The sequence below is a fragment of the Oceanobacillus sp. GQ8 genome (genome assembly GCF_059758495.1).
Genome location: NZ_JCAXEV010000003.1, coordinates 497,863 through 521,764 on the forward strand (window position 1 = coordinate 497,863; position 23,902 = coordinate 521,764).

A 23,902-nucleotide genomic window follows, 5' to 3' on the forward strand; every position below is an offset into this window, starting at 1 on the left:
TGCGAGATGATGAGAATTGCCAAAATATATCTGGCTATTAGTAATAGCAACAGCGATTAATGTAACAGGGGCCTCTTTTCTCTGGCCATTAAACACCATTTATATGCATAATGAGCTCGGTAAAAGCTTAGCTTTTGCGGGGTTCATTTTAATGTTTAACCAAGGTGCTTCTATTGCAGGGAATCTAATTGGCGGGCTTCTTTTCGATAAATTTAGCGCGTATAAAACGATTCTAGGCGGAACAGGCATTGCGGTAGTTTCTGCTGTTATGCTTGCCTTCACACATGATAGCATCGTCTCTTACTCGATCTTTCTCGTGCTAATTGGGTTTGGTTCAGGAATTACCTGGCCTGTTATGTTTGCTATGGCTGGTTCCATCTGGCCTGAAGGTGGAAGAAGGGCTTTCAATGCTATTTATGTTGCTCAAAATTTTGGTGTGGCGCTCGGTGCGACGTTGGGTGGCTATATTGCCAGTATTTCTTTTGATTATATATTTATTTCTAATGCCACTGTATTTCTTCTTTATTTTATCATCGTTCTGTTTACATTTCGGAACCTCGACAAAGAAAAAGATCGACAGATGCACACATCTATTTTGCAGCAACGGGCAAAAATACAAAGCAGAACAGCTTTTACTGCCTTGTTTATTTTATGTGGGGGCTTCCTCATAGCCTGGATTGCCTATAGTCAATGGCAATCAACCATTGCTTCTTATACACAGGACATTGGTATCCCATTAGCGCAATATAGTTCTTTATGGGCGATAAATGGTTTTCTTATCGTTCTGGGCCAGCCTCTGATAAAATGGGTAGCAGAACGTATAACATCCCAAAAGGTTCATATTTATATGGGCACGGTTATTTTTATCGTATCCTATCTGATTGCGATGGTCTCAGAGACATTTACCATGTTTGCTGCAGCTATGGTGATATTGACTGTAGGCGAGATGCTTGTATGGCCGGCTGTGCCAACTTTAGCAAATGAATTGGCACCAAAAGGCAGGGAAGGATTTTATCAAGGAATTGTCAACAGTGTCGGTGCAGCAGGGAGAATGATTGGCCCAGTGTTTGGTGGCTTTATTGTAGATTTATATAATATTGAACTTTTATTTATTATTTTATTGGGGCTCCTGATAATACCTTTTGTTACAACACGTTTGTATGATCGAAAAATTAAAGTGGAACATAACCAGAACATGGAGGTTTGAAAAATGGAAGAAAAACAAGAAGTGAAACTTATTGCACTAGATATGGATGGAACATTACTAACAAGTGAGCATCAAGTGACTCCGTACACAGAAGAAGTTATTGCCAAGGCATTAAAGAAAGGGATTCAGGTAGTACTTAGTACAGGGCGTTGGCTGAACTCCTGCTATCCGTATGCAGAAAAACTCAAGCTCCAATCCTACCTGGTGACAGCTAATGGTGGAGAGATTTGGACTGTTAAGAATGAGCTTGTTGATCAGCATTTGATGGATCCGGCTAAAATGGAGAAGTTATGGAATCTTGGTATTGAAACAGGTGTAGGCATGTGGATGATCTCAACCGACGGTGTTTACAGAGAGACACCACCAGAAGATTTCTATGCACATAATTGGTTAAAGTTTGGTTGTGAGTCATTTGATAAAGAAAAGCTTGATGTGATGGTGAAGGAGCTTTCCTATTCGGATGATCTGGAATTAACCAACTCGCTACCTACGAATGTAGAGGCAAACCCTAAAGGGGTAAGTAAAGCGAGTGCCCTAGAACTTGTTTGTGATAAGCTTGGTATCACCATGCAGAACGTCATGGCAGTAGGCGATAGTTTGAATGATATGAAAATGATCCAGCAAGCTGGAATTGGTGTTGCGATGGGCAATGCGCAGGATGCTATCAAACAGGCTGCAGATTTTGTCACAGATACGAATAATCAAGACGGTGTTGCGAAAGCAATTCAACGATTTGCCCTATAATGCCCCACCCTCCTTTTTGGTATAATTTGTATAGCGCATGACTATACTAGTAGAAGGATGAAAAATGCTAGTTGTGTTGTTCAACATAGGGTTATGGAGAATCGTAATTAGCATAATATGACCTTTCTTTGTTTAAGAGAAAGGGGTATAATAGAAGGGTATCAGGAAAGGGGATGCTGCCATGTCATTTTCTCGCGGACCAAAGGAACCAGTTCCAGAGGTGGAAACTAACGTATGGTCATGTACCAGTGACGATTGTCAGGGTTGGATGAGAGAAAGTTACAGTTTTGAACAGGAGCCGGAATGTCCACTTTGTAAATCTTCAATGGAACAGGAAGTACGTGTACTTCCAGAAGTAAAGTAACATGAACGCGTATCTCTTGGATTAGAATTTATAAGTTAGGCAAATTTATTTGCCCATAGAATAGGTCCTCGGGTTTTCATAAGCCCAGGGGATCTTTTTTATGGCCGATTCATAGAGCGGCGGTTCGTTTTGACATGTCGCAGTTACTTTTTGAATCAGCGCGTTATCTATCTTGATAAATTCTAACTAATACAAAATGTTTGAATGATTCTGAATAAATTGCTATAGTAATGAGTAGAAAGTCACCTAGTTTTTACACCTAATTTGTAAGCGTTTGCAAAAGAGGAGGAGTGGATAGAATGAGGTATGCAAATCCAAATAGCGAAGGATCGCTAGTCCAGTTTAAAGACAGGTATGACAATTACATTGGCGGAGAATATCGGCCACCGGCAAACGGAAAGTACTTTGAAAATGTGAGCCCAGTTACGGGAAAAGCATTCTGCGAAGTTTCCAGATCAACAAAAGAGGATGTGGAAGCAGCGCTTGATGCAGCACATGCAGCCAAGAAAGAGTGGGGAGAAACATCCGTGGCAGTAAGAGCAAATATTTTAAATAAGATTGCCGATCGTATGGAAGAGAACTTGGAATTATTAGCTGTTGCCGAAACCTGGGACAATGGTAAAGCAGTAAGAGAGACGCTTGCTGCCGATATCCCACTGGCAGTAGATCATTTTCGTTACTTTGCAGGAGTGATCCGTGCCCAAGAGGGTGGGATTAGCCAGATTGATAATGATACAGTGGCATACCATTTTCATGAGCCACTTGGTGTGGTAGGACAAATTATTCCATGGAATTTCCCTATTCTGATGGCGACCTGGAAGTTAGCACCAGCACTTGCAGCAGGAAATTGTGTTGTGTTAAAACCTGCCGAACAGACACCGGCATCTATCCATGTTTTATTAGAACTCATTGGGGATCTACTTCCGCCTGGTGTTTTAAATGTTGTGAACGGCTTTGGTGTAGAAGCAGGGAAGCCATTAGCATCAAACAGTCGGATTTCTAAAATAGCGTTCACTGGCGAAACGACAACAGGGAGATTAATAATGCAATATGCCTCTGAAAACATCATTCCTGTGACCCTAGAATTGGGTGGGAAATCGCCTAATATATTTTTCGAAGATGTCTTAGACAGAGATGATGGCTTTCTTGATAAGGCGATAGAAGGTTTGGTTATGTTTGCTCTCAACCAAGGAGAAGTATGTACGTGCCCGTCACGTGCACTTATACATGAATCCATTTACGATGAATTTATGGAGCGGGCGCTGGAGCGGGTAAAACAAATTAAAATAGGCCATCCATTAGACACGGAGACCATGATGGGAGCACAGGCTTCCAATGAACAAATGGAAAAAATACAGTCCTATCTGGATATTGGAAAACAGGAAGGAGCAGAGGTGCTTACAGGGGGAAATATTAATAAATTGGAAGGAGAACTGGAAAGCGGCTATTATGTACAGCCTACGATCTTTAAAGGAGATAACAAGATGCGTATATTCCAAGAAGAGATCTTTGGTCCAGTTTTATCTGTTACAACCTTTAAAGATGATGAAGAAGCCCTTGCAGTCGCAAATGATACGCTATATGGTTTAGGAGCAGGAGTCTGGACAAGAAATATGAAGACTGCTTATCGATTTGGAAGAGGAATTGAAGCAGGACGTGTGTGGACGAATTGTTACCACCAATACCCTGCACATGCCGCATTTGGTGGCTACAAAAAGTCCGGGATCGGCCGGGAAAATCACCTTATGATGCTCGGACATTATCAGCAGACTAAAAATTTACTAGTTAGCTATAGTGAGCAACCAGCAGGTCTATTTTAAGAGGAACACTTGATGAAAGGATGAGGCATGTGACAGAACGGGTCACCGCTACAGACGAAGCATTGGAGCTAATTCGAACGTTGCAAGAAGTTCACGGAGATTTAATGTTCCATCAATCTGGTGGATGTTGTGATGGAAGCTCTCCAATGTGTTATCCCCAGGGCGAATTTCGCGTAGGTGAGTCAGACCTTTTACTCGGTAAAATAGGGGGTATGCCTTTCTATATTTCCAAAGATCAATATGCTTATTGGAAGCATACCCAGCTTATAATAGATGCAGTAGATGGAAGGGGAGGGATGTTCTCGCTTGAAGGGCCGGAAGGAAAAAGGTTTCTTACAAGGTCAAGAGTTTTTACGGAAGAGGAAAAGCTAAAATAGGTAAAACAAGTAGTAGAGTCAGCTTCTTTTAATAGGAGCTGGCTTTTTATTTGTTTATTGTTGGTAGAAAAAACATAAAATAGGCTTTAATTACTAGGCAAAATGAATTATAATAAGGTAATCGTTCTATTTAATGAACAATACTTGGAGTGAGGAGTTGATTGGAAAGTATGGTCATCATCAAGTCGTTTTTGCCTTTTCGAATAGGCTTAAGCAGCAGTGCGATTTATGTTAAATTATCGGTTGGTGGATTTGTAGTGCTGATCAATGGCAAGGAATTTCATTATACCCCAAATGGTGCTACTTCTATCCATGTTAACAGAAAAACGGGAGAGGTATCTAATAAGGATGCTGTTTTCGTTTTCCAGCATGGAAAAGAAGAAGAACGTATTTCGATGTATGAACTCCTTTTTTGTAGCGATTTTCTTATTTATTTACAAGCATTTATAAAACCTTATTCTCCAAGCAAAACTACCCCGCCATGGGATCGTGATGAACTTGACATACTGTTTGACCAGCTTGAACTGGCAAACATAAAAAGATCCATCGATAAGGCACTTGACGAACGGGATGAAGCAACCTTTTATACCTTACTGAAAATGCTTTAACAAGCTGTCATTATACATAAAGTGAAACTTCAATCAGTCGGGGGGTTCATTCTTCCCCCACTGATTGTTAGTTGAACGAATCGGGGTGTTAGCGTCCGTTTACACCTACTTAAACATCGTTTCACCTCATGTTTTGAAGTGGGAGTCTTACGGACGGTTGCACCGGGATAAATAATATGTTTCAGAGCCTCCTCAAGGTGGAAAATTTAAAGTAGTATACCTTGAAGGAGGCTTTATTGTGCAAACGCAACCTATATATATTAATGGGAAATACACAGAATCTACAGCGACAGACACAATTGATGTAATAAATCCTGCTACAGAACAGGTGATTTCAAAGATCGCGAGCGGAACAGAAGAAGATGTGAATAAGGCCGTTAAGGCTGCTTCAGATGCACAGTATGGGTGGGAACATACACCAGCTGTGGAACGTGGAAAAATTGTTCGCAACCTAGGAGAAAAACTAGAAGATAATAAGAGTAAATTTGTTGAATTATTGCAGGAAGAGCAAGGGAAGGATTTTGAATTAGCTAATGGAGAAGTTGACATGGCAATTGACTTCTTCAAATATATGTCCGAATGGGCCCGCAGAATAGAAGGGGATATTATCCCAAGTGATAGGCCAAATGAAAACATCCTTTTATATAAAAAACCTATTGGGGTAATCGGTGGGATTGTACCATGGAACTTCCCAGTGTTTATTTTAGCAAGGAAGGTTGCAACAGCGCTTGTTACGGGCTGTACAATTGTATTAAAACCAAGCCAGAAAACACCAAATACTGCAGCGGAGTTCACAAAACTGGTCGATGAGACAGAGGAAATTCCTGCAGGAGTATACAACTTCATTACCGGAAAAGGCTCTACACTAGGAAATGCTTTGGCTTCACATCCAGATGTCGATATGATTTCCATGACAGGAAGTGTCACGGCGGGTACAAAAGTGATGGAAGCAGCGGCCCAAAGTATTACGAAGGTGAACCTGGAGCTTGGTGGTAAGGCACCTGCTATTGTAACAAAGCATGCTGATCTTGACTTGGCTGCCAAGCATATTACGACCTCCAGACTGGCCAATAATGGACAGGCCTGTACGAATGCGGAAAGAATTTACGTCCAGGAGGAAGTGGCCGAAGCCTTTACGGAAAAGCTGAAACAGTCCTTTGAAGCAGTTACGGTTGATAACCCTCTACAAAATAAGCAAGCTGGTATGGGACCACTGGTGAGTAAAGATAGATTAGAAGAGGTAGAGGAAATGCTACAGACAGCCGTAAACGAGGGAGCAGAGGTTGTGACAGGTGGCGAACGGGCTAATAAGGAAAAGGGATTTTTCCTTCAGCCAACGGTTCTTAAAAATGTGAAACATGATTCAGAAATCATTAAGGAAGAAATTTTCGGACCAGTTGTACCAATTGTCACCTTTAACGAGCTTGATGAAGCAATACAAATGGGAAATGACACAGAATATGGACTTTCATCCTCTGTTTATACGGATAATGTGCATGAGGCCATGCATGTCGTGAATCATCTGAAATTCGGAGAAACGTATGTGAACAGGGAAAACTTCGAAGCGGTTCAAGGCTATCACGCAGGTATGCGTAAGTCAGGACTTGGCGGAACAGATGGAAAGCACGGGGTAGAAGACTTCCTTGTAACGCAAGTTGTTTACATGCAGTACAAGCAATAGACAAAGAAATCTTAACAAAAAAGCTGAACAGTCAATCGTGACTGTTCAGCTTTTTTGTTTTTCTATTTCAACTCATTAAACACATCGACTACTTTTTTCGTTGTATAAACACTTCCGCCTTTTTCTTTCACATTTTCAACCATCATGGCGATTAATAAATCTTGCTCACTTTCTTTTGTCGGGTAGCCGACAAACCAACCATTCTCTTCACCAGAATCATCTTCTGTTGTCAGTTTCAATTCAGCTGTACCGGTTTTACCGGAAATCCCTACTTCTGAGTCAGCAGTATATTTGGATGGTGTACCAGATTGACCAACCTCGTATAACAGATCCTTCATCAAATTAGCATTATCACTATCAAGCAGGCTTTCTTTCCATACCTGCGCCGTTTCTTCACTTGTAAGCAATGTTGGTTTCAACATATTCCCTTCGTTTAAAAAGGTAGTAAAGGCTGTGGCAAGGTGTAACGAGCTCATTTCTAACTGTCCTTGCCCATAACTTGAATTGGCAAGCAATACTTCATCATCCAACTTTCCATCCGAAGAGATACTGGAAGCAGTGAAAGGATATTCGTATGGAAGATCTTCCCCAAAACCGAACTCTTTTAATCCTTTTACATATGCTTTGCTACCCATGTTTACTGCTTGCATGGCGAAGTAAATGTTATCAGAACGTACAAGGGCATCCTTTAAATCAACTGGGCCACTAGATTCGGATACACGGCGGACAGCGTAATCTCCCCATCCTTTCCCGTTACTCCATGTCAATCCATCGATTTCTAATCCTTCATTTGGATCAATGTTGCCATTTTTTAGCCCAATTGCAGAAGTAATTGGTTTAAGAGCTGAACCTGGTGCAAAGGTTGATGAGAAACGATTTAACAAGGGCTGCTGCTCATCCTCCTGTAATGTTTCCCACAGATTCGATTTCGTACCATAAAGGATTTCATTTGGATCGAATGATGGACTACTGACAAGTGCAAGTGTTTCACCTGTTTTTGGATTTATTGCTGCAGCTGTACCGGCATCCTCTTCATAAGAATTAAAAATGCTTTCTTGTACATTTACATCAATTGTCAAGGTAATATTTTTACCGTTTTCAACTGGCGTCTCGGCAAGAACGATAGGTTCTTGATTTTCTTTGATTACTTCTATACGTGTGCCTTTTTTACCTTTAAGTTGCTCTTCATAGAGACTTTCAAGACCTCTTTTACCAATCATGTCGTTTGCACTGTAAACGCCTGGTTCCTGCTCCTCTAACTCTTCAGCTGTAATATTTCCAATATATCCTACCAGCTGTCCAGCAGCTTCTCCAGCTGGGTAGACACGACCAGTTACTTCTCTACTAGCAACGCCATCTATTTCCCATAAGGGGGATAAGTCAATAGTAGATGGTACCCTTTTTAAGGGGACGAATAAGTCTGGCTCGACCCAGGCCGCATTTAATGCTTCATCAATGGCATCAACGGAAAGCCCTATGAAGCTAGAGAGTTCTTCTTTGCTTTGTTCAGGATTACTACCAAGTTTCCCTGGAATGATCCCAATCTCATTTATTTTGTCATTGATGGCTAATGGCATTTGGTTCCGGTCAAGAATCTCTCCTCGAGTAGGAGCTTCGCTTTGAATACTAATTTCTCCACCATCTTTTAATTCAGGAAAAATAAAGCCAGGGTCCCACTGTACATACCAGTTTTGTTCTTCCTCTTCTCCTTCTTGGACAAGGGTAGCTTCATAGTCGAATTCAATTGGTCCCGCCATGCTTTCCATCGCTACTTCAAAGGGAATGGTAGCAGTTCCTTCTTCCATTGCGGATTCCAACTCTTCCTCGTCCAATTTTGAAAACGAAATGGAAAGGTCAGATATTGCTAGATCTTCATAAATTTTATTGTAACGATCCACATATTCTTCAGTTGGATACGTTTCAGTAGACTCACTTGATAGCATGCCATACGCATCAGAGAATTCCTGTCCATTCCAATGCTTCACATATGTATCAAATCGTTCATTTGGTGTTACTTCGTCGTCTGAACAGCCGGCTAACACTACCAAAATGATAGCAGCTAAGGCTATTGTAATCTTTTTCATCGGATCCCCCTCCAGTATCTATCTTGTAATCTAGGTCTATTATAACATGTTTGTTAAAGAATTCAGCCAATACAGAAAGCCCCAAGGAAATTGACAACCCCGGTGGCCGTTCTTACATTTGCTATTAGCCCTAATTACCTTTTTCTGTTTCAACAGGTAAGGCTGTAATAATATAACGGTCTGGAGCGCTTCCGACAAAAGAAAAAGGGTAGCAGGTGGTCAAGGTCAATACTTCCTCAGGCGCTGTAGGGGAGATGATGGTACGATCATCCGCATCCACGATCTTTGTATCCACTATTTCATAAGTGAACTCTCCATAAGGAAGTTTGACTGTTAAATGGTCTCCTAGCTCGAGCTCCCCCATACTGTGGAAAACAGTGTCCCGATGACCGGATAATACAATCTGATCGTTCTGACCTGGATATGCTGTCCCTTTATAATGACCTACCCCTTTTGCAAGGTCATTTTCATCTGTTCCTTCTACAATAGGTAAATCTGCATCTAGCCTAGGAATATACAGAATTCCGGCAGTGTCGCCTGTTTGTGGGGCAAACCCTTCCGCTGTTTCAGTTGATCCATCATCTGTTTGGATTTTTTGGCCCTCATCGAGCAATGTCTGTGCCTCTGCCAAACTATTTTTTTGCGCTTGCGCTGTATGGAACCATTGATAACCTCCAACACCTAGCAAAACGAGTCCAGCAACGATTAACAATAGGGAGAGCTTTTTCATAGGCAATACTCCTTGCGTTCGTTATTTACTTCTAGTATATAGAAAGCTTTCTTTTTTTGAAAGATCAGATAAGGAAGAGTTGAATTTTATTAAGAACAATAATTTATTAAATTTAGCAAAAAGTTAAGTAATTTAAAGATAATAGCCAAAAAAGAAAGAAAAATGTTCTTTATATAGAATTATTGAACGAATATGAAGTTTTGCAAACTGTGAAATATGACCTATACTGCAAGTAATCGTTCGTTATATAAAACAAATATGTAGATAAAAAGAACGATCATTATACATAGGGAGGGGGATATTCGCTGTATATGAAGATGATATGAGTAGTGGACGTTCGTTTATCAAGGTAACCATCATGTATTTCTTCAGGGAACAGCAGCGGAACGTATCTCAAAATATTTATAAACTATGAGGAGGAATTTTATTATGAGTATGAAGAAAAAATTAGGTCTAGGTATCGCAACAGCAGCACTAGGAATTTCATTAGTAGGTGGAGGAACATTTGCATATTTTAGTGACACAGCAGAAACAAGTGGCACATTTGCTGCAGGTACATTGGATTTAAATGCTAATCCAACTGAAGTCATTAATGTGGAAAATATTAAACCAGGCGATTGGATGAATCGTTCATTCACATTAGGCAATGGTGGATCGTTAGAAATTGCAGAAGTGTTGCTTGAAACTTCCTATGAAGTAGTTGATGCAGGTGGAGACAACGGCGATCAAGACTTTGGTGATCACATCCGTGTCAACTTCTTATGGAATGAAGACAAAGCAGTATTAGGACCATGGTCTCCAGACAATGTTGTCTACTATACGACGCTTGCAGAATTACAGAGTATGTCTCCAGACGCAGTGGCTAATGAAATCTTTATTCCTTTCTTTGAAGAACGTGGTGGACTACAACCAGGCGATTCGGATGAATTACATGTTCAATTCGAATTTGTTGAAAGTGGAGAAGATCAAAACGTCTTCCAAGGTGATTCTCTTGAGCTTCAATGGAACTTTACTGGTTACCAAGGTGAAGGCGAAGAAAAATAATTTTGTTTAAAAGAAAGGCGGGTTCTCCCGTCTTTCTTCCATACATATTATTTAAACAGAGATTTTGCTTTCGTAAGGGCAGCACGTATAGCTGCGTTTACGAAAGCAATGAATCATGTTGAATGGAGGGAAATAGGTTGCGAATGAGCCGGATGCGAAAGTTTAAAAGGTATAAGCAATTTGTGATGGTATGGAAGGTTGTAGCTATTTGTTATATTTCAGTATTTACGCTTGGATATCTCGTTTCCGGAACAGGAGCCTATTTCGTATCCTCACAAGAAAATGAACACGTTATTCAGGCAGGAACATGGTGGGATGGTAGTGAACTTGCCTTTGTAGGGAAACCAAAAGTGGATGAAAAAGCCTGCCCTGCGATGAATGTTAGCGTGGAATTGAAAAATAAAGGTTTTTCCATGACAGAGACAACTACCTATGAAGTGTTCTTTTCCGAAACAGGCAATCCACAAAAAACGGGTAAGAAAGTAGCGAGTGGTGAAATTAAAAAGCTTGAAAAGGGTGAAACAGTTTTCTTAAGCTACACAGCAGAAAAAGAAGGCTTTTATATTTTTAAAGCACTTCAGCATCCATTATATGGCGAAGAAACGGAGAAACCATTAGAGGTTTGGAGCAAAAAAGCAAATGCAAAATGTAAAGAGAAAAAAGTAAAAGAAGAAGCAGATAAAGAAGTAAAACAGGAAAAAGACGAGGAAGTTTCTACTGAGGATAAGAAACAAGAAGAGTCGAAGATCACCGAAGACACGCAAGAGAAAGCTAAACTAGAAACAGAAAAGGCTCCTGTGGAGGAAGAGAAGGACACTTCATCAACTGAGGAAAACAAACAGGAAACAGACGCATCAGAAGCAACAGAAGCTGAATCAGAAAAGCAGGAAGTAAAAGAAGAAGAGCAAACGAAAAAGCAGGCTGAAAAACAACCAGATAAGAAGCACCAGGAGCAAAGTGAAGGGATAGAGCAACCATCTACTGGAACAAAAGAGGAAGAGGGAGAATAAACATGTCACTTAAACAAGTAAAAAAGTGGGTTAGCCGCATTACGACCTATGTATTGTTCGCTGCACTAATTGTAATGGCAGTTGTCGTGGTCTCCTCAAAAGCGTCTGGAGGAGAACCAGAAATTGCCGGTTACCAGCTGAAAACCGTGTTATCAGGCTCCATGGAACCAGGAATTCAAACTGGCTCGTTAATCGCTGTTAAGCCGGATGGGGATATGAAACGGTTTAAAGATGGGGATGTCATTACCTTCATGGATGAAGAAGAAAAACTAATTACTCACCGTATTACCGAAGTAATGGCAAGTGGTGAGCAAGTGATGTACCGGACAAAAGGTGATAACAATAACGCGGAAGATCTTGAGCCAGTATTATCTGAAAACGTCGTGGCGGAATACACTGGTTTCACGATCCCTTATCTTGGATATTTGGTTAGCTTTGCACAGTCTCGAAATGGCGCATTTCTGTTACTCATTCCAGGGATTTTACTGCTATGCTACTCCGGCCTAACGATTTGGCGGACCTTGGGAGAAATAGAGAAGCAAAATAAAAAAGGTGATCAGAAACTGGAAGAAGGGCGATCACTTTCTTCCTAACAATAGAAGAAAATCTGATTTTAGGGGGTGGATTCAATGAATAAACGTTTCTTCATTCTAAGTTTTGTTTTACTACTATGCAGCTTTTTCCCATTAGGGTACGTATCCGCAGCAGAAGCAAATGAAGCAGACGCTTCTAAGGAGTTGGATATTCAACTTTCGCCAAACAACTATTTGTTCCAAGTACCCAATATGAAGCCAGGTGATTGGGCACCAAGGGATCTTAAAATCTCCAATGACGGTAGACAGGATTTTAGTTATCGTGTAGAGCTGGAAAATACGACAGAAGAGAAAGAGCTGTTTAATGAATTAATTATTGAAGTAGCAGACGGGGATAAACAACTTTATAAAGGGAATCTGCCGAATTTCTCCATTCCGGATAGAATTCTGGATGCCGGGGAACAAGAGGAATTGAAGCTAACTGTTTATTTCCCGGATCATGTGGGGAATGAATTTCAAGGGCTTGAAACGGAGTTTGTTCTCATTTTCACCGCAGAAGGAGAGGAAGATCAACAAGACTCCATCAGTGTAGGTGGGAATGTTAGTAATGGAGATGGGAACGGAACTACGGGTGATAAAGGTGGAGCAGTCTTACCTAATACATCAACAGATATTTTTACCTTCCTCCTTTTTGGAACGATTTTACTGTCTGTCGGGGGCGGCATTCTTGTTATACGTAAACTACGGTTGATTAGAGATCATCGTATCTAATAATTTCCATATTCTTCGACAAAACTGGTGTAAGGTAATCCATTTCTCTTACAAAACTAGTTGAAATAAGACAAAAGAACCTACGCAAATAGTCGTGAATTTATAGTATCATATCACTAGGCAGTTCTATTTAGTGTCATAACTACATTTCCTCAGAAAAAGGCATACTCATCGAAAGACGGGGACGCAAAATCACAGATCTACGGCATATGCTAGGATGGCTGGGTTATCTGGAAATAATAATGGGGGATAGGATATGGAAAAAATAGTTGAGCAGTTATCATTAGATGGGGAATGGATTGAATTAATCAAAAGGGCAAAGAATCTTGGAATTACTACAGAGGAAATACGTCAATTTCTAAAACAAACGGAATCATTACATAATGCTTGAATTTAATTGTACTTTATATAGAACTCCTCACCCACTTTATGTTATAATTCGCTTTGAAAGAAGGTGAGGGCATGATCGGTGAAAAAATCAAACAACTTCGCACTGAAAAAAAGATGTCCATTTCTGAATTAGCTGAAAGAGCAGGGGTCGCTAAATCATACCTTAGTTCGATTGAACGTAACCTTCAGACAAACCCATCGATCCAGTTTATTGAAAAAATAAGCACTGTTCTTGGTACGACGGTTAATGATCTTCTACGTGAAGAGAACGTAAGCGGTCCTGAGGATTTAGATAACGAATGGTTGAAAATCGTACAGGAAGCAATGGAGTCTGGTGTTTCAAAAGAACAATTTAAGGAATATCTTGAGTTTAACAAATGGCGCAGTAATAAAGATAGATGACCCATCAAAGCCGTTGCAGTGATGCACGGTTTTTTGCTTTGGCCATTTTTTAACTAGGGTATTGCCGATACCGTGGGGAGCCCAAAAAGCGAACTACACAGCACATATAACAAAGATAAGGAGAATGAATTTTGAAGAAACACATTTTCTGGCTTCTACCCATATGCTGGATGGGGATCATTTTTTATTCTTCCCATCAGCCTTATCAAAATCAAAATGTGAAACCACTTTTGAACAATCTAATAAATGTAAGTTTTCTTGAGCCGTATTTAAACTGGTTATCGTTCACCTACCATGAAAGTATCGTTAGCGTGGAACAGTTAGGTGTTGCTGGATTTATCGAATTTTTCATCCGTAAAGGTGCCCACGTATCTGTATTCTTGGTTCTCTGTTTGCTTTTTTATGTGGCCTTTCGAAAAGCTGGAAAACAAAAGCATAGTAAAGCGCTAATCTTTTCTTTGTTTCTAACGGTAATTTATGCCATATCGGATGAAATACACCAAGGATTCACACCACACAGAACACCCTATGTTGGAGATGTCATACTTGATAGCTTTGGTGCCCTGTTGGCGGTAGGCCTACTTGTCCTTTTTTACAAAAGAAAAGATAGAAGACCTCTATAAAGTTGTATAGGGAAACGAATAAGGTAATGAGATATTAATTTTTTGTAAATTTTGATCATCTACGACATGGTTCGACAACATTTTGTTCGTTCATATGCTATTATGCAACACGTAAGATATTTTTCAAAAGGCGGGGTATGAATAATGGAGCAAGAAAAGTTTAAAACGATGCTAAAAAAAGTAATCCATGATACCGAAAATCATCATATACAATCCTCTCAAGAAATGATCCAGACTTTAATTGATGAACTCACACATGAAAGACTACTTCCGAATGTTCAGCAATCTGTACTGAAGGGTAAATAAAATAAATAGTGGTCAAGATAAACCATGACTTTAAAGCTCGCCTCTTATAAATGGTAGCAAATAGAGGAGAGCTTCTTTGTGGCGAGGTTTTATGCTTCCAAAGTTCTAATAGATCTTTTTTCTTTTATATAATTTATCCTCTAGTACCTCTTTTCTCTTATTCTTCGTTTTATCAATTTTTTCATTCTCCTAAAAAGTCTTTTTTTCTGAATTATTTCTATTCAAATTCTTTATTATAGCGCTATCTCTTGCTCCATTTTCTATAAAAAAAGTGTTATGATATATATTATAGTAGAGGAGGAAGAGACAGTTGCAAACAAGGCCCATTTACATAAAAAATGTTCGCATATTAACAGAAGAAACGATTATGGAAGATAGCGCTCTTCTTTTAGAGAGCGGAAAAATATCTAAAATCGGGAAACAAACGTCCCTTCCGGATGAGATTCAAGAAATTGATGGAAAGGGAAAAATTGCTATTCCTGGCTTTATAGACGGACACATCCATGGTGCGAACGGCGCTGATGTGATGGATGCAAGCAATACAGCACTTGATTCGATTGCTTCCGTGCTGCCTAGAGAAGGAACTACAAGCTTTCTGGCAACTACGATCACACAGTCACCTGAAAACATTGTGAAAGCGCTAAAAACAATTGCTGCCTATAATAATAAGCCCGGACAGGCTGAAGTGATTGGCGTACACCTAGAAGGACCATTTATAGAAAAGTCTAAGGCAGGCGCACAACCACATGCTTATATTATGGAGCCTAGCATCGAACAGTTCGAGGAATGGCAAAAATTATCGGGAGATAAGATTAAAACAATTACGATGGCGCCAGAGCACGACCCGAATGGAACCTTTATCCGCCACGTGTCAGACCAAGGGGTAATTGTATCAGCAGGGCACACAGCTTCCAGTTTTTCAGATATGAAGCTAGCAGTAGAACATGGTGTCAAACAGGTGACCCATCTCTGTAATGCGATGACTGGTTTACATCATCGTGATATAGGTACAGTAGGAGCGGCTTTTATGCTCCATGAATTGCGAGCTGAATTGATTGCGGACGGCATTCATATAAGCAAGGAGATGCTGCAATTAGTTTACAAAACGATGGGCAGTGAAAGACTATTGCTGATCACGGATTCTATGCGGGCTAAATGCTTGCAACAGGGACGTTACGAGCTTGGAGGACAACCGGTGGTGGTAACAGAAGACCGCGCAGTTCTTGAAGACGGAACTTTGGCGGGGAGTATTTTAAAAATGCGTGACGGTGCGAAACAAATGCTTGATTTAGATGGTGTCACACTAAGGGAAGTAATCGAAATGGCTTCTGTAAATCCTGCAAAACAGCTTGGTTTATATGACCGAAAAGGAAGTATAACTGTAGGGAAGGATGCAGACTTGTTGCTAGTTGATCGTCAGCTTCATATTGCTTCTGCCATTTGTCGCGGGGAAGTAGCTTTTAGGGAGGAATAAAGGATGCAATTAAAAACAGTAGAAAATTACGAGGAAATGAGCAGGGTTGCTTGCTCTGTCATAATCCAAAGAATACAGCAACTAGATAATCCAGTTTTAGGTTTAGCAACAGGATCAACACCAGAAGGGTTGTACAAGCAAATAATCGAGCAGTATAAGCAGAAGAATGTTTCCTTCGAAGCTGTTCGCACCTTTAATTTGGATGAATACGTTGGCTTAACCAAAGAAAACAAGCAAAGTTACGATTACTATATGAAAGATAATTTGTTTCAACATATTGATATTGATCATGCAAACACCCACTTACCAAACGGTGTAGCAGCAGACCTGGAGAAAGAGTGTATAGATTATGAAGCAAGAATTGAACAGGCTGGTGGTATTGATGTCCAAGTATTGGGGATCGGGTTAAATGGACATATTGGCTTTAATGAGCCTGGAACTAACTTTTCTAGTAGAACGCACATTATTGATTTAGCGCCTTCAACGAGAAAAGCAAATGCCCGTTTTTTTGAAGATCTGGCTGAAGTTCCAGAGAAGGCAATTACAATGGGGATTGAAACAATCATGCAAAGCAAGGAGATCCTTTTGCTGGTATCAGGTGAGAAGAAAGCGGAAGCTGTTTCCAGAATGATAGAGGGAGAAATATCCGAAGAATTCCCAGCATCTATCTTGCAAAAGCATCCGAATGTCACCGTGATTGGGGATAAAGCAGCACTATCCTTGTTATAAAGTGAAACTGCAATCAGTGGGGGGTTCGTTCTTCCCCCGCTGATTGTTAGTTGAACGAATCGGGGTGTTAGCGTCCGTTACTTCCACTTAAATATCACTGTTTTACTTCATGTTTTGAAATGGGAGTCTTACGAACGGTTGCACCGGGATAAATCTTGTTTGAATTGCTGCGTGGGAAATAAGAGGTGTTTCGCTCAGAGCCCCAGGAACTAGGCTGAATTCCAAAGTCTTTGTCACCAGGAAGGTGACAAGCTGTTAACAGGCGCTCTGAGCTTTTCTCATTATGGTTCCACATCTATCTCAACATATTTCTTTTCGGTTTGTAATAGTGTAGCCTGATCACTTGTCAGGTCAACGATCCAGTCCTGGAAGCTATCTTCTTCACCTGTTTTTACATAGACGATAAATTCTACTTTCTCTAGATAGTTGATTGTCTCTAGGATATAGTCGGATTGCCGCAACACATTTTCCAGCTTGCCAAGCAATGTATATTCAACCGTGATAGAGATTCCCTGCATTAATTGTCTTTTTACAATACCGCTGCCTTGGAGTGCTTCAGTTGTGGCATTACCGTATGCGCGGATTAGCCCGCCAGCTCCAAGTTTAATGCCGCCAAAGTATCGTGTAACAACGACAACCGTATCCTTTAGATTTTTCTTCTTGAGAACTTCAAGCATTGGGACTCCAGCTGTGCCACTAGGCTCGCCATCATCATTAGCTTTTTGGATCTGGTCATGTTCGCCGATCATATAAGCGGAGCAGTTATGTGTTGCAGCGTTATGTTTCTTTTTAATCCCCTGAATAAACTGCTGTGCCTCCTCTTCTGTTTCTACTCTAGCCACATGGCCAATAAACCGTGACTTTTGTATGATTATTTCTTCAATAGCAGTTTGTTTTACTGTAAAATAAGTCGCTAACATGTTGCATTTAGCCTCCTTAACAGACATGATATAAATATAGAGTGTGCTATAATGCATCCTCATGCACATAGGTAGGAAGTCGGGTCTGAAAAAATGTAAGATACATGATAAAAGGCCCTATAAAAATTCAAAATATATACGTATAATTATAACATAGGTTGGTGGGAGACGATGGCACAAAAGATTAGCGAAACAGCACTCGATTATATTATTAATGAAATGATTGAGGTAGTCGAAAACAGCAAGGACGAGATTTTTAATATTAGTGAAGAAGCACGTAGTGAACATGAACACCTCGTCCGAGAGTTAAAAGACACAAAGCATAAAGTCGCCCAGCATATTGAGGATGGAGACCAACTGGAACAAAAGGTACGGTTTTCCAGACAAAGACTTGCAGAGGTAAGTAGGTATTTTGATAAGTACTCAGAAAATGAGATTCGGGAAGTATATGAAAATACTCATGCCATGCAAACAAAGCTAGCAATGCTTCGACAAGAAGAGAGTGCTCTAAGAGAGAAACGTGATGATTTAGAGCGACGTTTAATATCCTTAAGCCAAACGATAGACAGGGCAGAGGGGTTAGCAGGGAAAATATCGGTTATTCTTAACTATTTACACGATGACTTTAGACAGGTTAATGAAATGATTGAGGAAGCCAAGGAAAAGCAGGAATTTGGCCTGAAGATCATTGAAGCACAGGAAGATGAGCGGAGAAAGATTTCCAGAGAGATCCATGATGGGCCTGCTCAAATGCTCGCCAATATATTGCTACGCTCTGAATTGGTAGATCGTATTTTTCGTCAAAACAATGTGGATCAAGCCCTGGATGAAATTAAAGATATTCGAAAAATGATTAGGTCTTCTCTGTATGAAGTCCGCCGGATTATTTACGATTTACGTCCAATGGCTTTAGATGATCTTGGTCTTATCCCTACCATCAGAAAATATGTTGCGACAATCGCGGATTATAATAATATGAAAATAGAATTTGCTTCCATAGGGGAAGAAAAACGCTTGAACACGAAATACGAGGTTGCTTTCTTTCGTCTTGTTCAAGAAGCTTTACAAAATGCAGTGAAGCACTCAGAGGCGACGAGAATACAGGTTAAGCTTGAAATATGCAAGCAAAATTTAACGATGTTGATAAAAGACAATGGGAAAGGCTTTGATACTTCAATGAAGCGGGACAAGTCTTTCGGCTTAATTGGAATGCGTGAAAGAGTAGAAATGCTAGAAGGCAAGCTTGAAATTGATTCTAATATTGGCAAAGGAACTTCGATTCTAATAAAAGTTCCTTATACGCTTAGCTAAGGTTATACTAGTAGATAATAGATTTTAAATAATATATATTATCAATCTATCTATCATCGTATTGTAATAGGGTAAAAATAGAAAAAGAACCTGGAGGAGCAAAGATATGAATACGACGGAAAAACAAATAAAAATTGTACTTATTGATGATCACAAATTATTTCGTGAAGGGGTTAAGCGAATTCTCGACTTCGAACCATCCTTTGATGTGGTTGCAGAAGGAGACGACGGATCTGTTGCTTCCAAACTGGTTAAGGAAAACGAGCCAGATGTAGTCTTAATGGATATAAACATGCCAAACATGAATGGGGTACAAGCTACAGCAGATCTTGTACGCTATTTTCCAAACACCAGTGTGATCATTTTATCCATTCATGATGATGAAAGCTATGTGACGCATGCTTTAAAAACAGGAGCACAAGGATATTTGTTAAAAGAAATGGACTCCGATGCGTTAATAGAGGCAATTAAGGTGGTAACAGAAGGTGGCTCTTATTTACACCCTAAAGTAACCCATAACCTTGTCTTGGAGTATCGGAGACTTGCGAAAGAAAATAATTCTAATATTACAGAAAATGGCATTGAATACCGTAAACCACTGCATTTACTTACAAAGAGAGAATGCCAGGTACTACAACTCCTTGCAGATGGAAAGAGTAATCGTGCAGTAGCTGAGACATTATATATTAGTGAAAAAACAGTGAAGAACCATGTTAGTAACATATTGCAAAAAATGAATGTAAATGATCGTACGCAAGCTGTTGTCTCTGCAATTCGCAAAGGATGGGTAGAGGTTCTCTAGTAGATTTTTTGGTTCCCTATGTATATTTGTTCCTGCCACAACGTACTATCTTTATAGCTAATTGAATATAGCGTGCACCCTGGATAACGAAACCAGGGTGTTTTTTTATGTGTATGTTTTTGGTGGGGATATATGCACAGAATACAGGTCTATGAAATGCTTTTTAATTATCCCGCTTAACTGGCAGTAACCCTCCGCTTCAAGAATGTGTGAGGTGATCAAGCATTCTAAGTGGGGGACCAACTGCCAGTAAAGGTCCGATTCGTTCAACTAACAATTGGTGGGGGGGATAGGAACCCCCCCACCAAATGAAGTTTCACTTTATTAAACAAACTGATGCATTTTTTTATCGATTCATGTAAAATAATAATGTCTTAGGCATTATTTTAATAAATACTATAAATACTTAACGTAATATGCTAGAACAAAAAAGGGAGAAGGTAGTTATGAAGGTTGCTGTTATGACAGACAGTACGGCATATATTCCTCGCGATATCCGCAAACAGCATAACATACATATGGTACCACTTAGTGTTGTTTTTGAAGATGGATCGTTCAGAGAAGAATTGGATATTTTCACGGAAACATTTTACCAAAAAATAAAAACAACGAAATCACTACCAAAAACATCCCAGCCATCTATTGGATATGTAACAGAGAAGTTGGAAGAGTTGGCGAAGGATTATGATGCTGTGATTTCCGTCCACCTTTCTAGTGGCATCAGTGGTACCTACCAGACTGTTGCTAGTGCTGGACGAATGGTAGAGGGTATAAAGGTACATGCGTTTGATTCAGAATTAAGCTGTATGCCACAGGGCTTTTATGCACTGGAAGCAGCAGAGATGGCGGAACAAGGGAAATCACCAGAAGAAATCATGGAACGGCTTCAGGAAATGAAACAATCCATGCGAGCTTATTTTATGGTAGATGATCTGACAAATCTACAGCGGGGTGGACGGCTGAATGGAGCTCAAGCAATTGTTGGAAGTTTGTTGCAAGTAAAGCCAGTACTTCAGTTTGTTGATAAAGTAATCGTTCCATTTGAAAAAATTCGCACTCGTAAAAAAGCTATTGCTAGAATTATGGGAATGGTTGAAGAAGATGCTGCCCAAGGCAATGACCTACGTATTGTCTTTATCCATGGGAATAACGAAGAAGCAGCATTAGAATTACAGGAAGAATTCCGGGAAAGATACCCAGAAATGGATACTTCGATCAGTTATTTTGGTCCGGTAATTGGAACGCATCTAGGGCAAGGCGCTATTGGCGTTGGCTGGTATAAAAAATAACTTCAATTAATCAAGTAAAGCGTAAAAGAAAAGCTCCAATAAGCGCTAAAGTAACTTCGCTTTGGTGGGCACGGTCTTAGCCTCGGGCCAACAGAGCGTTGGTCACGAAGGCGTTGCCTAAGTATGTAGTGTTTTTAACCTTAATTTCTTCTCCTAACTTCCGGGACCTTCGCACTAGATTTCTCCCCACTGAACAAAACAAATAAGACTTCCTCAGCTATTAATGACAAACAAAACAGTGTCACCGTTCATTATCACATATCTATAGAAAGGAAATGGTTTTCATGGTCGTTCCACTCAATAGGCAGGAGCTTATGGATCTTGCAAAGAACGTTACTGGAAAATTATTGCTTCGTCAGGAAATCCCTCTCTCAGAATTTCACTTCACACAAGCTGTAGAACAAAAATTAATCCGATCTGTCCCCTCATTTACCAAGAAACATTTCACCCTGCAATGTAATCGTTGTGGAAACAACGAAAAGCGTCTTCTGGCACAATACCCCTGTAGTATTTGTGATAAAGCACATATTTATTGTCGAAAATGTATCGCTATGGGGAGGGTGAGTGAGTGTACTATGCTTTATGAATGGTCTGGCCCTGTACCGGAATGGGAAAGCCATGATGCCCCATGTACATGGAAGGGAACCTTGACGGAGGCACAACAAAAAGCTGCCGATCGTATTGCCATCTCCGTTGAAAATAAAGAAAAGGAACTACTATCTTGGGCAGTTTGCGGTGCAGGCAAAACTGAGATGTTATTTCCTGCCATCACCATAGCATTAAAACTGGGAAAGCGTATTTGTTTGGCCACACCGAGAGCAGATGTCGTCCGTGAGCTCCAACCGCGTATACAACAGGCATTTTCCGATGTCACAGTACAAGCACTTTATGGTGGGAGTAAGGACAAAAAAGGGACAGCACAGCTCATTCTTGCCACCACACATCAATTACTTCGATTTAAGCAGGCCTTTGATGTCATGATCATTGATGAAATAGATGCCTTTCCTTTTCATGCTGATCCATCCCTTTCGTTTGCTGCAGCGCGAGCCATTAAACCAGACAGTACCACGGTCTACCTAACAGCTACACCAAGAAAACAGCAACTGAAACGAATTCGCCAAAACCTCCTTCCCCATATCTTTGTCCCTCGTCGCTTTCATGGTTATCCTCTTCCAGTTCCCCAGATGAAGCAAGTTTCACAGCTTAAAAGGCAGTTAAAAAAGAAAAAACTCCCTCCGAGCTTTTTGAAATGGCTTCTTAATCGAAAGCATCCGGAACGACAAATTCTTGTATTTGTTCCCACCGTCTCCTTAGCAGGCCACTTATCGATGCCTCTAACTGACCTTTTAATTAGCTGTGACATTATCACGACGAAACGGCAAGCAAGCACTGTACATGCTTCTGATGGAGATAGGGAAGAGAAGGTTCAATCCTTTCGTGACCGGAATTTATTTATGCTGTTAACTACAACCATTTTAGAACGCGGGGTAACCTTTCCGTCTGTTGATGTCATTATTTTGGATGCAGGTCATCATGTATTTGACCAAGCCGCGATTGTGCAGATTGCCGGAAGAGCGGGAAGAAGTCCAGATGACCCATTTGGTGACGTACTATTATTTCATGATGGCAAAACTGGTGCCATGGTAGAAGCTGTCGAGTCGATTCGAAAAATGAACAGGCGAGGAGGCTTTACCTAATGCATTGTTTATGGTGTGATCAGGAAATTATCCCTTCCGTCAACTGGGGCAATCTTCTGCTGCCATCCAGGCCTGCTTCTCTTTGTGAAGAATGTGAGAGTGAATTAGAGCGGATAGAAGGGGACAGATGCAGAAAATGTAGTCGGCAAACATCTGAGGTCGTTTGCCGAGATTGTCAGTGGTGGGAATCGCAAAAGCGCAATATTTTGGCTGGTAATTACTCTGTATATACCTATAATGCTTTTATGCGAGAAGTAATTGCAAAGTGGAAATACCGTGGTGACTACATTCTAAGAAATGTTTTTGCAGAAGTTTTTACAGAAGGATATTATCAAGCGTTTGGGAAGAAAAAAGATGCTATTGTCATTCCTATTCCTCTAAGCGAAAAACGACTAAAGGAAAGGGGATTTAATCAAGCTGAAGCCCTAGCTGCATTTTTACCTAACCACTCCAAAAGCCTACTATCCAGAATAGATAGTGAAAAACAATCGAAAAAATCTAGAAAGCAAAGAATCACGGGAAAGAACCCATTTACCTTAAAAGAAACACTTAACAAACCAGCTATTTTGGTCGATGATATATATACAACAGGTACAACCATCAGACATGCAGCAGAGCTTTTAAAGCAAAATGGTTGTCCAGAGGTACATTCTTATACCTTAATTAGAGGGTAGCCTCTGAACTGTTATAATTATAGAGGTTGTTCAAAAAATCCGGTAAAATTGACACATCAGGACTGATGACCTTCGACTCGACTTCCGACACGTCCTGTGTCGCACGTCGAAGTCACTACATCCTGTGGGAGCTCGTTGGCTTGCTTTTCTGTTCCTCACGTATTAATTGCATACGTTCTGGTACTCAAAGCTACGCCGCCTCGAACTTCGACGCACAGGAGGTGTTAGTGTCGGCGTTGCAATAAATCTTTCCGGTGGGGCGAGTTAGCGTAGCCCTAGGACGTTGCGATATTAGCCGACCTCGGTCCTTTT

25 protein-coding genes and 1 riboswitch are annotated in these 23,902 nt (G+C 40.4%); of the genes, 22 read left to right on the forward strand and 3 right to left on the reverse strand.

The window, feature by feature from the left end; genetic code table 11:
- Positions 1-16: 16 nt before the first annotated feature.
- The 7 genes from AC6CHS_RS11265 (at position 17) to aldA (ending at position 6,801) form a co-directional block, all read left to right on the forward strand.
- Positions 17-1,207 carry an MDR family MFS transporter gene (locus tag AC6CHS_RS11265; protein WP_498236105.1) on the forward strand — a complete coding sequence of 397 codons (1,191 nt, stop codon included), beginning with the start codon at positions 17-19 and terminating at the stop codon, positions 1,205-1,207.
- 3 nt (positions 1,208-1,210) lie between these two features.
- A complete protein-coding gene (locus AC6CHS_RS11270) occupies positions 1,211-1,951 on the forward strand; it encodes a Cof-type HAD-IIB family hydrolase (RefSeq protein ID WP_498236107.1) in 741 nt (246 codons plus the stop codon).
- A gap of 181 nt (positions 1,952-2,132) precedes the next feature.
- The gene (locus AC6CHS_RS11275) at positions 2,133-2,315 is read left to right on the forward strand and encodes a cold-shock protein (RefSeq protein WP_036575169.1); all 183 of its coding nucleotides are present in this window, start codon (positions 2,133-2,135) and stop codon (positions 2,313-2,315) included.
- A gap of 299 nt (positions 2,316-2,614) precedes the next feature.
- The gene (gene adh, locus AC6CHS_RS11280; protein ID WP_498236109.1) at positions 2,615-4,135 is read left to right on the forward strand and encodes an aldehyde dehydrogenase; all 1,521 of its coding nucleotides are present in this window, start codon (positions 2,615-2,617) and stop codon (positions 4,133-4,135) included.
- Between the two features lie 29 nt (positions 4,136-4,164).
- Positions 4,165-4,512, forward strand: a complete 348-nt coding sequence (locus AC6CHS_RS11285; RefSeq protein WP_498236111.1) for a DUF779 domain-containing protein — start codon at positions 4,165-4,167, stop codon at positions 4,510-4,512.
- A gap of 191 nt (positions 4,513-4,703) precedes the next feature.
- Positions 4,704-5,120, forward strand: a complete 417-nt coding sequence (locus AC6CHS_RS11290) for an IDEAL domain-containing protein (protein WP_498236113.1) — start codon at positions 4,704-4,706, stop codon at positions 5,118-5,120.
- A gap of 238 nt (positions 5,121-5,358) precedes the next feature.
- Positions 5,359-6,801: an aldehyde dehydrogenase gene (gene aldA / locus AC6CHS_RS11295; RefSeq protein ID WP_498236115.1), complete on the forward strand. Its 1,443-nt coding sequence runs from the start codon at positions 5,359-5,361 to the stop codon at positions 6,799-6,801.
- A 62-nt stretch (positions 6,802-6,863) separates the two neighbouring features.
- Here aldA and AC6CHS_RS11300 read toward each other — a convergent pair whose 3' ends face one another.
- Together AC6CHS_RS11300 and srtD are read right to left on the reverse strand one after the other, a co-directional pair.
- Complete coding sequence (locus tag AC6CHS_RS11300) at positions 6,864-8,885, reverse strand: penicillin-binding transpeptidase domain-containing protein (protein ID WP_498236117.1); 2,022 nt, start codon at positions 8,883-8,885, stop codon at positions 6,864-6,866.
- Between the two features lie 130 nt (positions 8,886-9,015).
- A complete protein-coding gene (srtD, locus tag AC6CHS_RS11305; protein WP_498236118.1) occupies positions 9,016-9,615 on the reverse strand; it encodes a class D sortase, LPxTATN-specific in 600 nt (199 codons plus the stop codon).
- 429 nt (positions 9,616-10,044) lie between these two features.
- Here srtD and AC6CHS_RS11310 point away from each other — a divergent pair, with 429 nt between their 5' ends.
- The 10 genes from AC6CHS_RS11310 to nagB all read left to right on the forward strand — a co-directional run bounded on the left by AC6CHS_RS11310 (position 10,045) and on the right by nagB (position 16,897).
- Complete coding sequence (locus tag AC6CHS_RS11310) at positions 10,045-10,659, forward strand: TasA family protein (protein ID WP_498236120.1); 615 nt, start codon at positions 10,045-10,047, stop codon at positions 10,657-10,659.
- Positions 10,660-10,811: 152 nt separating this feature from the next.
- Positions 10,812-11,669: an amyloid fiber anchoring/assembly protein TapA gene (gene tapA, locus AC6CHS_RS11315; RefSeq protein ID WP_498236122.1), complete on the forward strand. Its 858-nt coding sequence runs from the start codon at positions 10,812-10,814 to the stop codon at positions 11,667-11,669.
- Between the two features lie 2 nt (positions 11,670-11,671).
- Complete coding sequence (gene sipW / locus AC6CHS_RS11320) at positions 11,672-12,262, forward strand: signal peptidase I SipW (RefSeq protein ID WP_498236124.1); 591 nt, start codon at positions 11,672-11,674, stop codon at positions 12,260-12,262.
- 36 nt (positions 12,263-12,298) lie between these two features.
- On the forward strand, positions 12,299-12,973 hold the full coding sequence (locus AC6CHS_RS11325; RefSeq protein WP_498236125.1) for a TasA family protein: 675 nt from the start codon (positions 12,299-12,301) through the stop codon (positions 12,971-12,973).
- Between the two features lie 151 nt (positions 12,974-13,124).
- Positions 13,125-13,207, forward strand: a riboswitch (cyclic di-GMP riboswitch).
- 22 nt (positions 13,208-13,229) lie between these two features.
- Entirely contained in the window at positions 13,230-13,364 is a 135-nt protein-coding gene (locus AC6CHS_RS11330; RefSeq protein ID WP_081779379.1) for an anti-repressor SinI family protein, read from the forward strand.
- A gap of 71 nt (positions 13,365-13,435) precedes the next feature.
- Complete coding sequence (locus AC6CHS_RS11335) at positions 13,436-13,765, forward strand: helix-turn-helix domain-containing protein (protein WP_498236127.1); 330 nt, start codon at positions 13,436-13,438, stop codon at positions 13,763-13,765.
- Between the two features lie 131 nt (positions 13,766-13,896).
- The gene (locus AC6CHS_RS11340) at positions 13,897-14,388 is read left to right on the forward strand and encodes a VanZ family protein (protein WP_498236129.1); all 492 of its coding nucleotides are present in this window, start codon (positions 13,897-13,899) and stop codon (positions 14,386-14,388) included.
- A gap of 144 nt (positions 14,389-14,532) precedes the next feature.
- Positions 14,533-14,694: a hypothetical protein gene (locus AC6CHS_RS11345; RefSeq protein WP_498236131.1), complete on the forward strand. Its 162-nt coding sequence runs from the start codon at positions 14,533-14,535 to the stop codon at positions 14,692-14,694.
- Positions 14,695-15,004: 310 nt separating this feature from the next.
- Positions 15,005-16,168 carry an N-acetylglucosamine-6-phosphate deacetylase gene (nagA, locus tag AC6CHS_RS11350; RefSeq protein WP_498236133.1) on the forward strand — a complete coding sequence of 388 codons (1,164 nt, stop codon included), beginning with the start codon at positions 15,005-15,007 and terminating at the stop codon, positions 16,166-16,168.
- A gap of 3 nt (positions 16,169-16,171) precedes the next feature.
- Positions 16,172-16,897: a glucosamine-6-phosphate deaminase gene (nagB, locus tag AC6CHS_RS11355; protein WP_498236134.1), complete on the forward strand. Its 726-nt coding sequence runs from the start codon at positions 16,172-16,174 to the stop codon at positions 16,895-16,897.
- A 281-nt stretch (positions 16,898-17,178) separates the two neighbouring features.
- Here the strand turns inward: nagB and AC6CHS_RS11360 are convergent, their stop codons facing one another.
- Positions 17,179-17,817, reverse strand: a complete 639-nt coding sequence (locus AC6CHS_RS11360) for a YigZ family protein (protein WP_498236135.1) — start codon at positions 17,815-17,817, stop codon at positions 17,179-17,181.
- A 171-nt stretch (positions 17,818-17,988) separates the two neighbouring features.
- Here AC6CHS_RS11360 and AC6CHS_RS11365 point away from each other — a divergent pair, with 171 nt between their 5' ends.
- The 5 genes from AC6CHS_RS11365 to AC6CHS_RS11385 all read left to right on the forward strand — a co-directional run bounded on the left by AC6CHS_RS11365 (position 17,989) and on the right by AC6CHS_RS11385 (position 23,590).
- Positions 17,989-19,128 (forward strand): sensor histidine kinase, encoded by a 1,140-nt coding sequence (locus AC6CHS_RS11365; RefSeq protein WP_498236136.1) that lies wholly within the window; start codon positions 17,989-17,991, stop codon positions 19,126-19,128.
- 106 nt (positions 19,129-19,234) lie between these two features.
- The gene (locus AC6CHS_RS11370; protein WP_106897374.1) at positions 19,235-19,930 is read left to right on the forward strand and encodes a response regulator; all 696 of its coding nucleotides are present in this window, start codon (positions 19,235-19,237) and stop codon (positions 19,928-19,930) included.
- Between the two features lie 446 nt (positions 19,931-20,376).
- The gene (locus AC6CHS_RS11375) at positions 20,377-21,219 is read left to right on the forward strand and encodes a DegV family protein (protein WP_498236138.1); all 843 of its coding nucleotides are present in this window, start codon (positions 20,377-20,379) and stop codon (positions 21,217-21,219) included.
- A gap of 314 nt (positions 21,220-21,533) precedes the next feature.
- A complete protein-coding gene (locus AC6CHS_RS11380; protein ID WP_498236488.1) occupies positions 21,534-22,916 on the forward strand; it encodes an ATP-dependent helicase ComFA in 1,383 nt (460 codons plus the stop codon).
- The gene (locus AC6CHS_RS11385) at positions 22,916-23,590 is read left to right on the forward strand and encodes a ComF family protein (RefSeq protein WP_498236140.1); all 675 of its coding nucleotides are present in this window, start codon (positions 22,916-22,918) and stop codon (positions 23,588-23,590) included. Before AC6CHS_RS11380 ends, AC6CHS_RS11385 begins: the two co-directional genes overlap by 1 nt.
- The last annotated feature ends 312 nt before the right edge of the window (positions 23,591-23,902 follow it).

What these genes read in the sequence shown, in the direction of transcription:
- AC6CHS_RS11270 (WP_498236107.1), top strand. Translation starts at nt 1,211, where the DNA reads ATGGAAGAAAAACAAGAAGTGAAACTTATTGCACTAGATATGGATGGA.
- AC6CHS_RS11275 (WP_036575169.1), top strand. Translation starts at nt 2,133, where the DNA reads ATGTCATTTTCTCGCGGACCAAAGGAACCAGTTCCAGAGGTGGAAACT.
- adh (WP_498236109.1), top strand. Translation starts at nt 2,615, where the DNA reads ATGAGGTATGCAAATCCAAATAGCGAAGGATCGCTAGTCCAGTTTAAA.
- AC6CHS_RS11300 (WP_498236117.1), bottom strand. Translation starts at nt 8,885, where the DNA reads ATGAAAAAGATTACAATAGCCTTAGCTGCTATCATTTTGGTAGTGTTA.
- srtD (WP_498236118.1), bottom strand. Translation starts at nt 9,615, where the DNA reads ATGAAAAAGCTCTCCCTATTGTTAATCGTTGCTGGACTCGTTTTGCTA.
- AC6CHS_RS11310 (WP_498236120.1), top strand. Translation starts at nt 10,045, where the DNA reads ATGAGTATGAAGAAAAAATTAGGTCTAGGTATCGCAACAGCAGCACTA.
- tapA (WP_498236122.1), top strand. Translation starts at nt 10,812, where the DNA reads ATGCGAAAGTTTAAAAGGTATAAGCAATTTGTGATGGTATGGAAGGTT.
- sipW (WP_498236124.1), top strand. Translation starts at nt 11,672, where the DNA reads ATGTCACTTAAACAAGTAAAAAAGTGGGTTAGCCGCATTACGACCTAT.
- AC6CHS_RS11325 (WP_498236125.1), top strand. Translation starts at nt 12,299, where the DNA reads ATGAATAAACGTTTCTTCATTCTAAGTTTTGTTTTACTACTATGCAGC.
- AC6CHS_RS11330 (WP_081779379.1), top strand. Translation starts at nt 13,230, where the DNA reads ATGGAAAAAATAGTTGAGCAGTTATCATTAGATGGGGAATGGATTGAA.
- AC6CHS_RS11335 (WP_498236127.1), top strand. Translation starts at nt 13,436, where the DNA reads ATGATCGGTGAAAAAATCAAACAACTTCGCACTGAAAAAAAGATGTCC.
- AC6CHS_RS11345 (WP_498236131.1), top strand. Translation starts at nt 14,533, where the DNA reads ATGGAGCAAGAAAAGTTTAAAACGATGCTAAAAAAAGTAATCCATGAT.
- nagB (WP_498236134.1), top strand. Translation starts at nt 16,172, where the DNA reads ATGCAATTAAAAACAGTAGAAAATTACGAGGAAATGAGCAGGGTTGCT.
- AC6CHS_RS11360 (WP_498236135.1), bottom strand. Translation starts at nt 17,817, where the DNA reads ATGTTAGCGACTTATTTTACAGTAAAACAAACTGCTATTGAAGAAATA.
- AC6CHS_RS11365 (WP_498236136.1), top strand. Translation starts at nt 17,989, where the DNA reads ATGGCACAAAAGATTAGCGAAACAGCACTCGATTATATTATTAATGAA.
- AC6CHS_RS11370 (WP_106897374.1), top strand. Translation starts at nt 19,235, where the DNA reads ATGAATACGACGGAAAAACAAATAAAAATTGTACTTATTGATGATCAC.
- AC6CHS_RS11375 (WP_498236138.1), top strand. Translation starts at nt 20,377, where the DNA reads ATGAAGGTTGCTGTTATGACAGACAGTACGGCATATATTCCTCGCGAT.
- AC6CHS_RS11380 (WP_498236488.1), top strand. Translation starts at nt 21,534, where the DNA reads ATGGATCTTGCAAAGAACGTTACTGGAAAATTATTGCTTCGTCAGGAA.
- AC6CHS_RS11385 (WP_498236140.1), top strand. Translation starts at nt 22,916, where the DNA reads ATGCATTGTTTATGGTGTGATCAGGAAATTATCCCTTCCGTCAACTGG.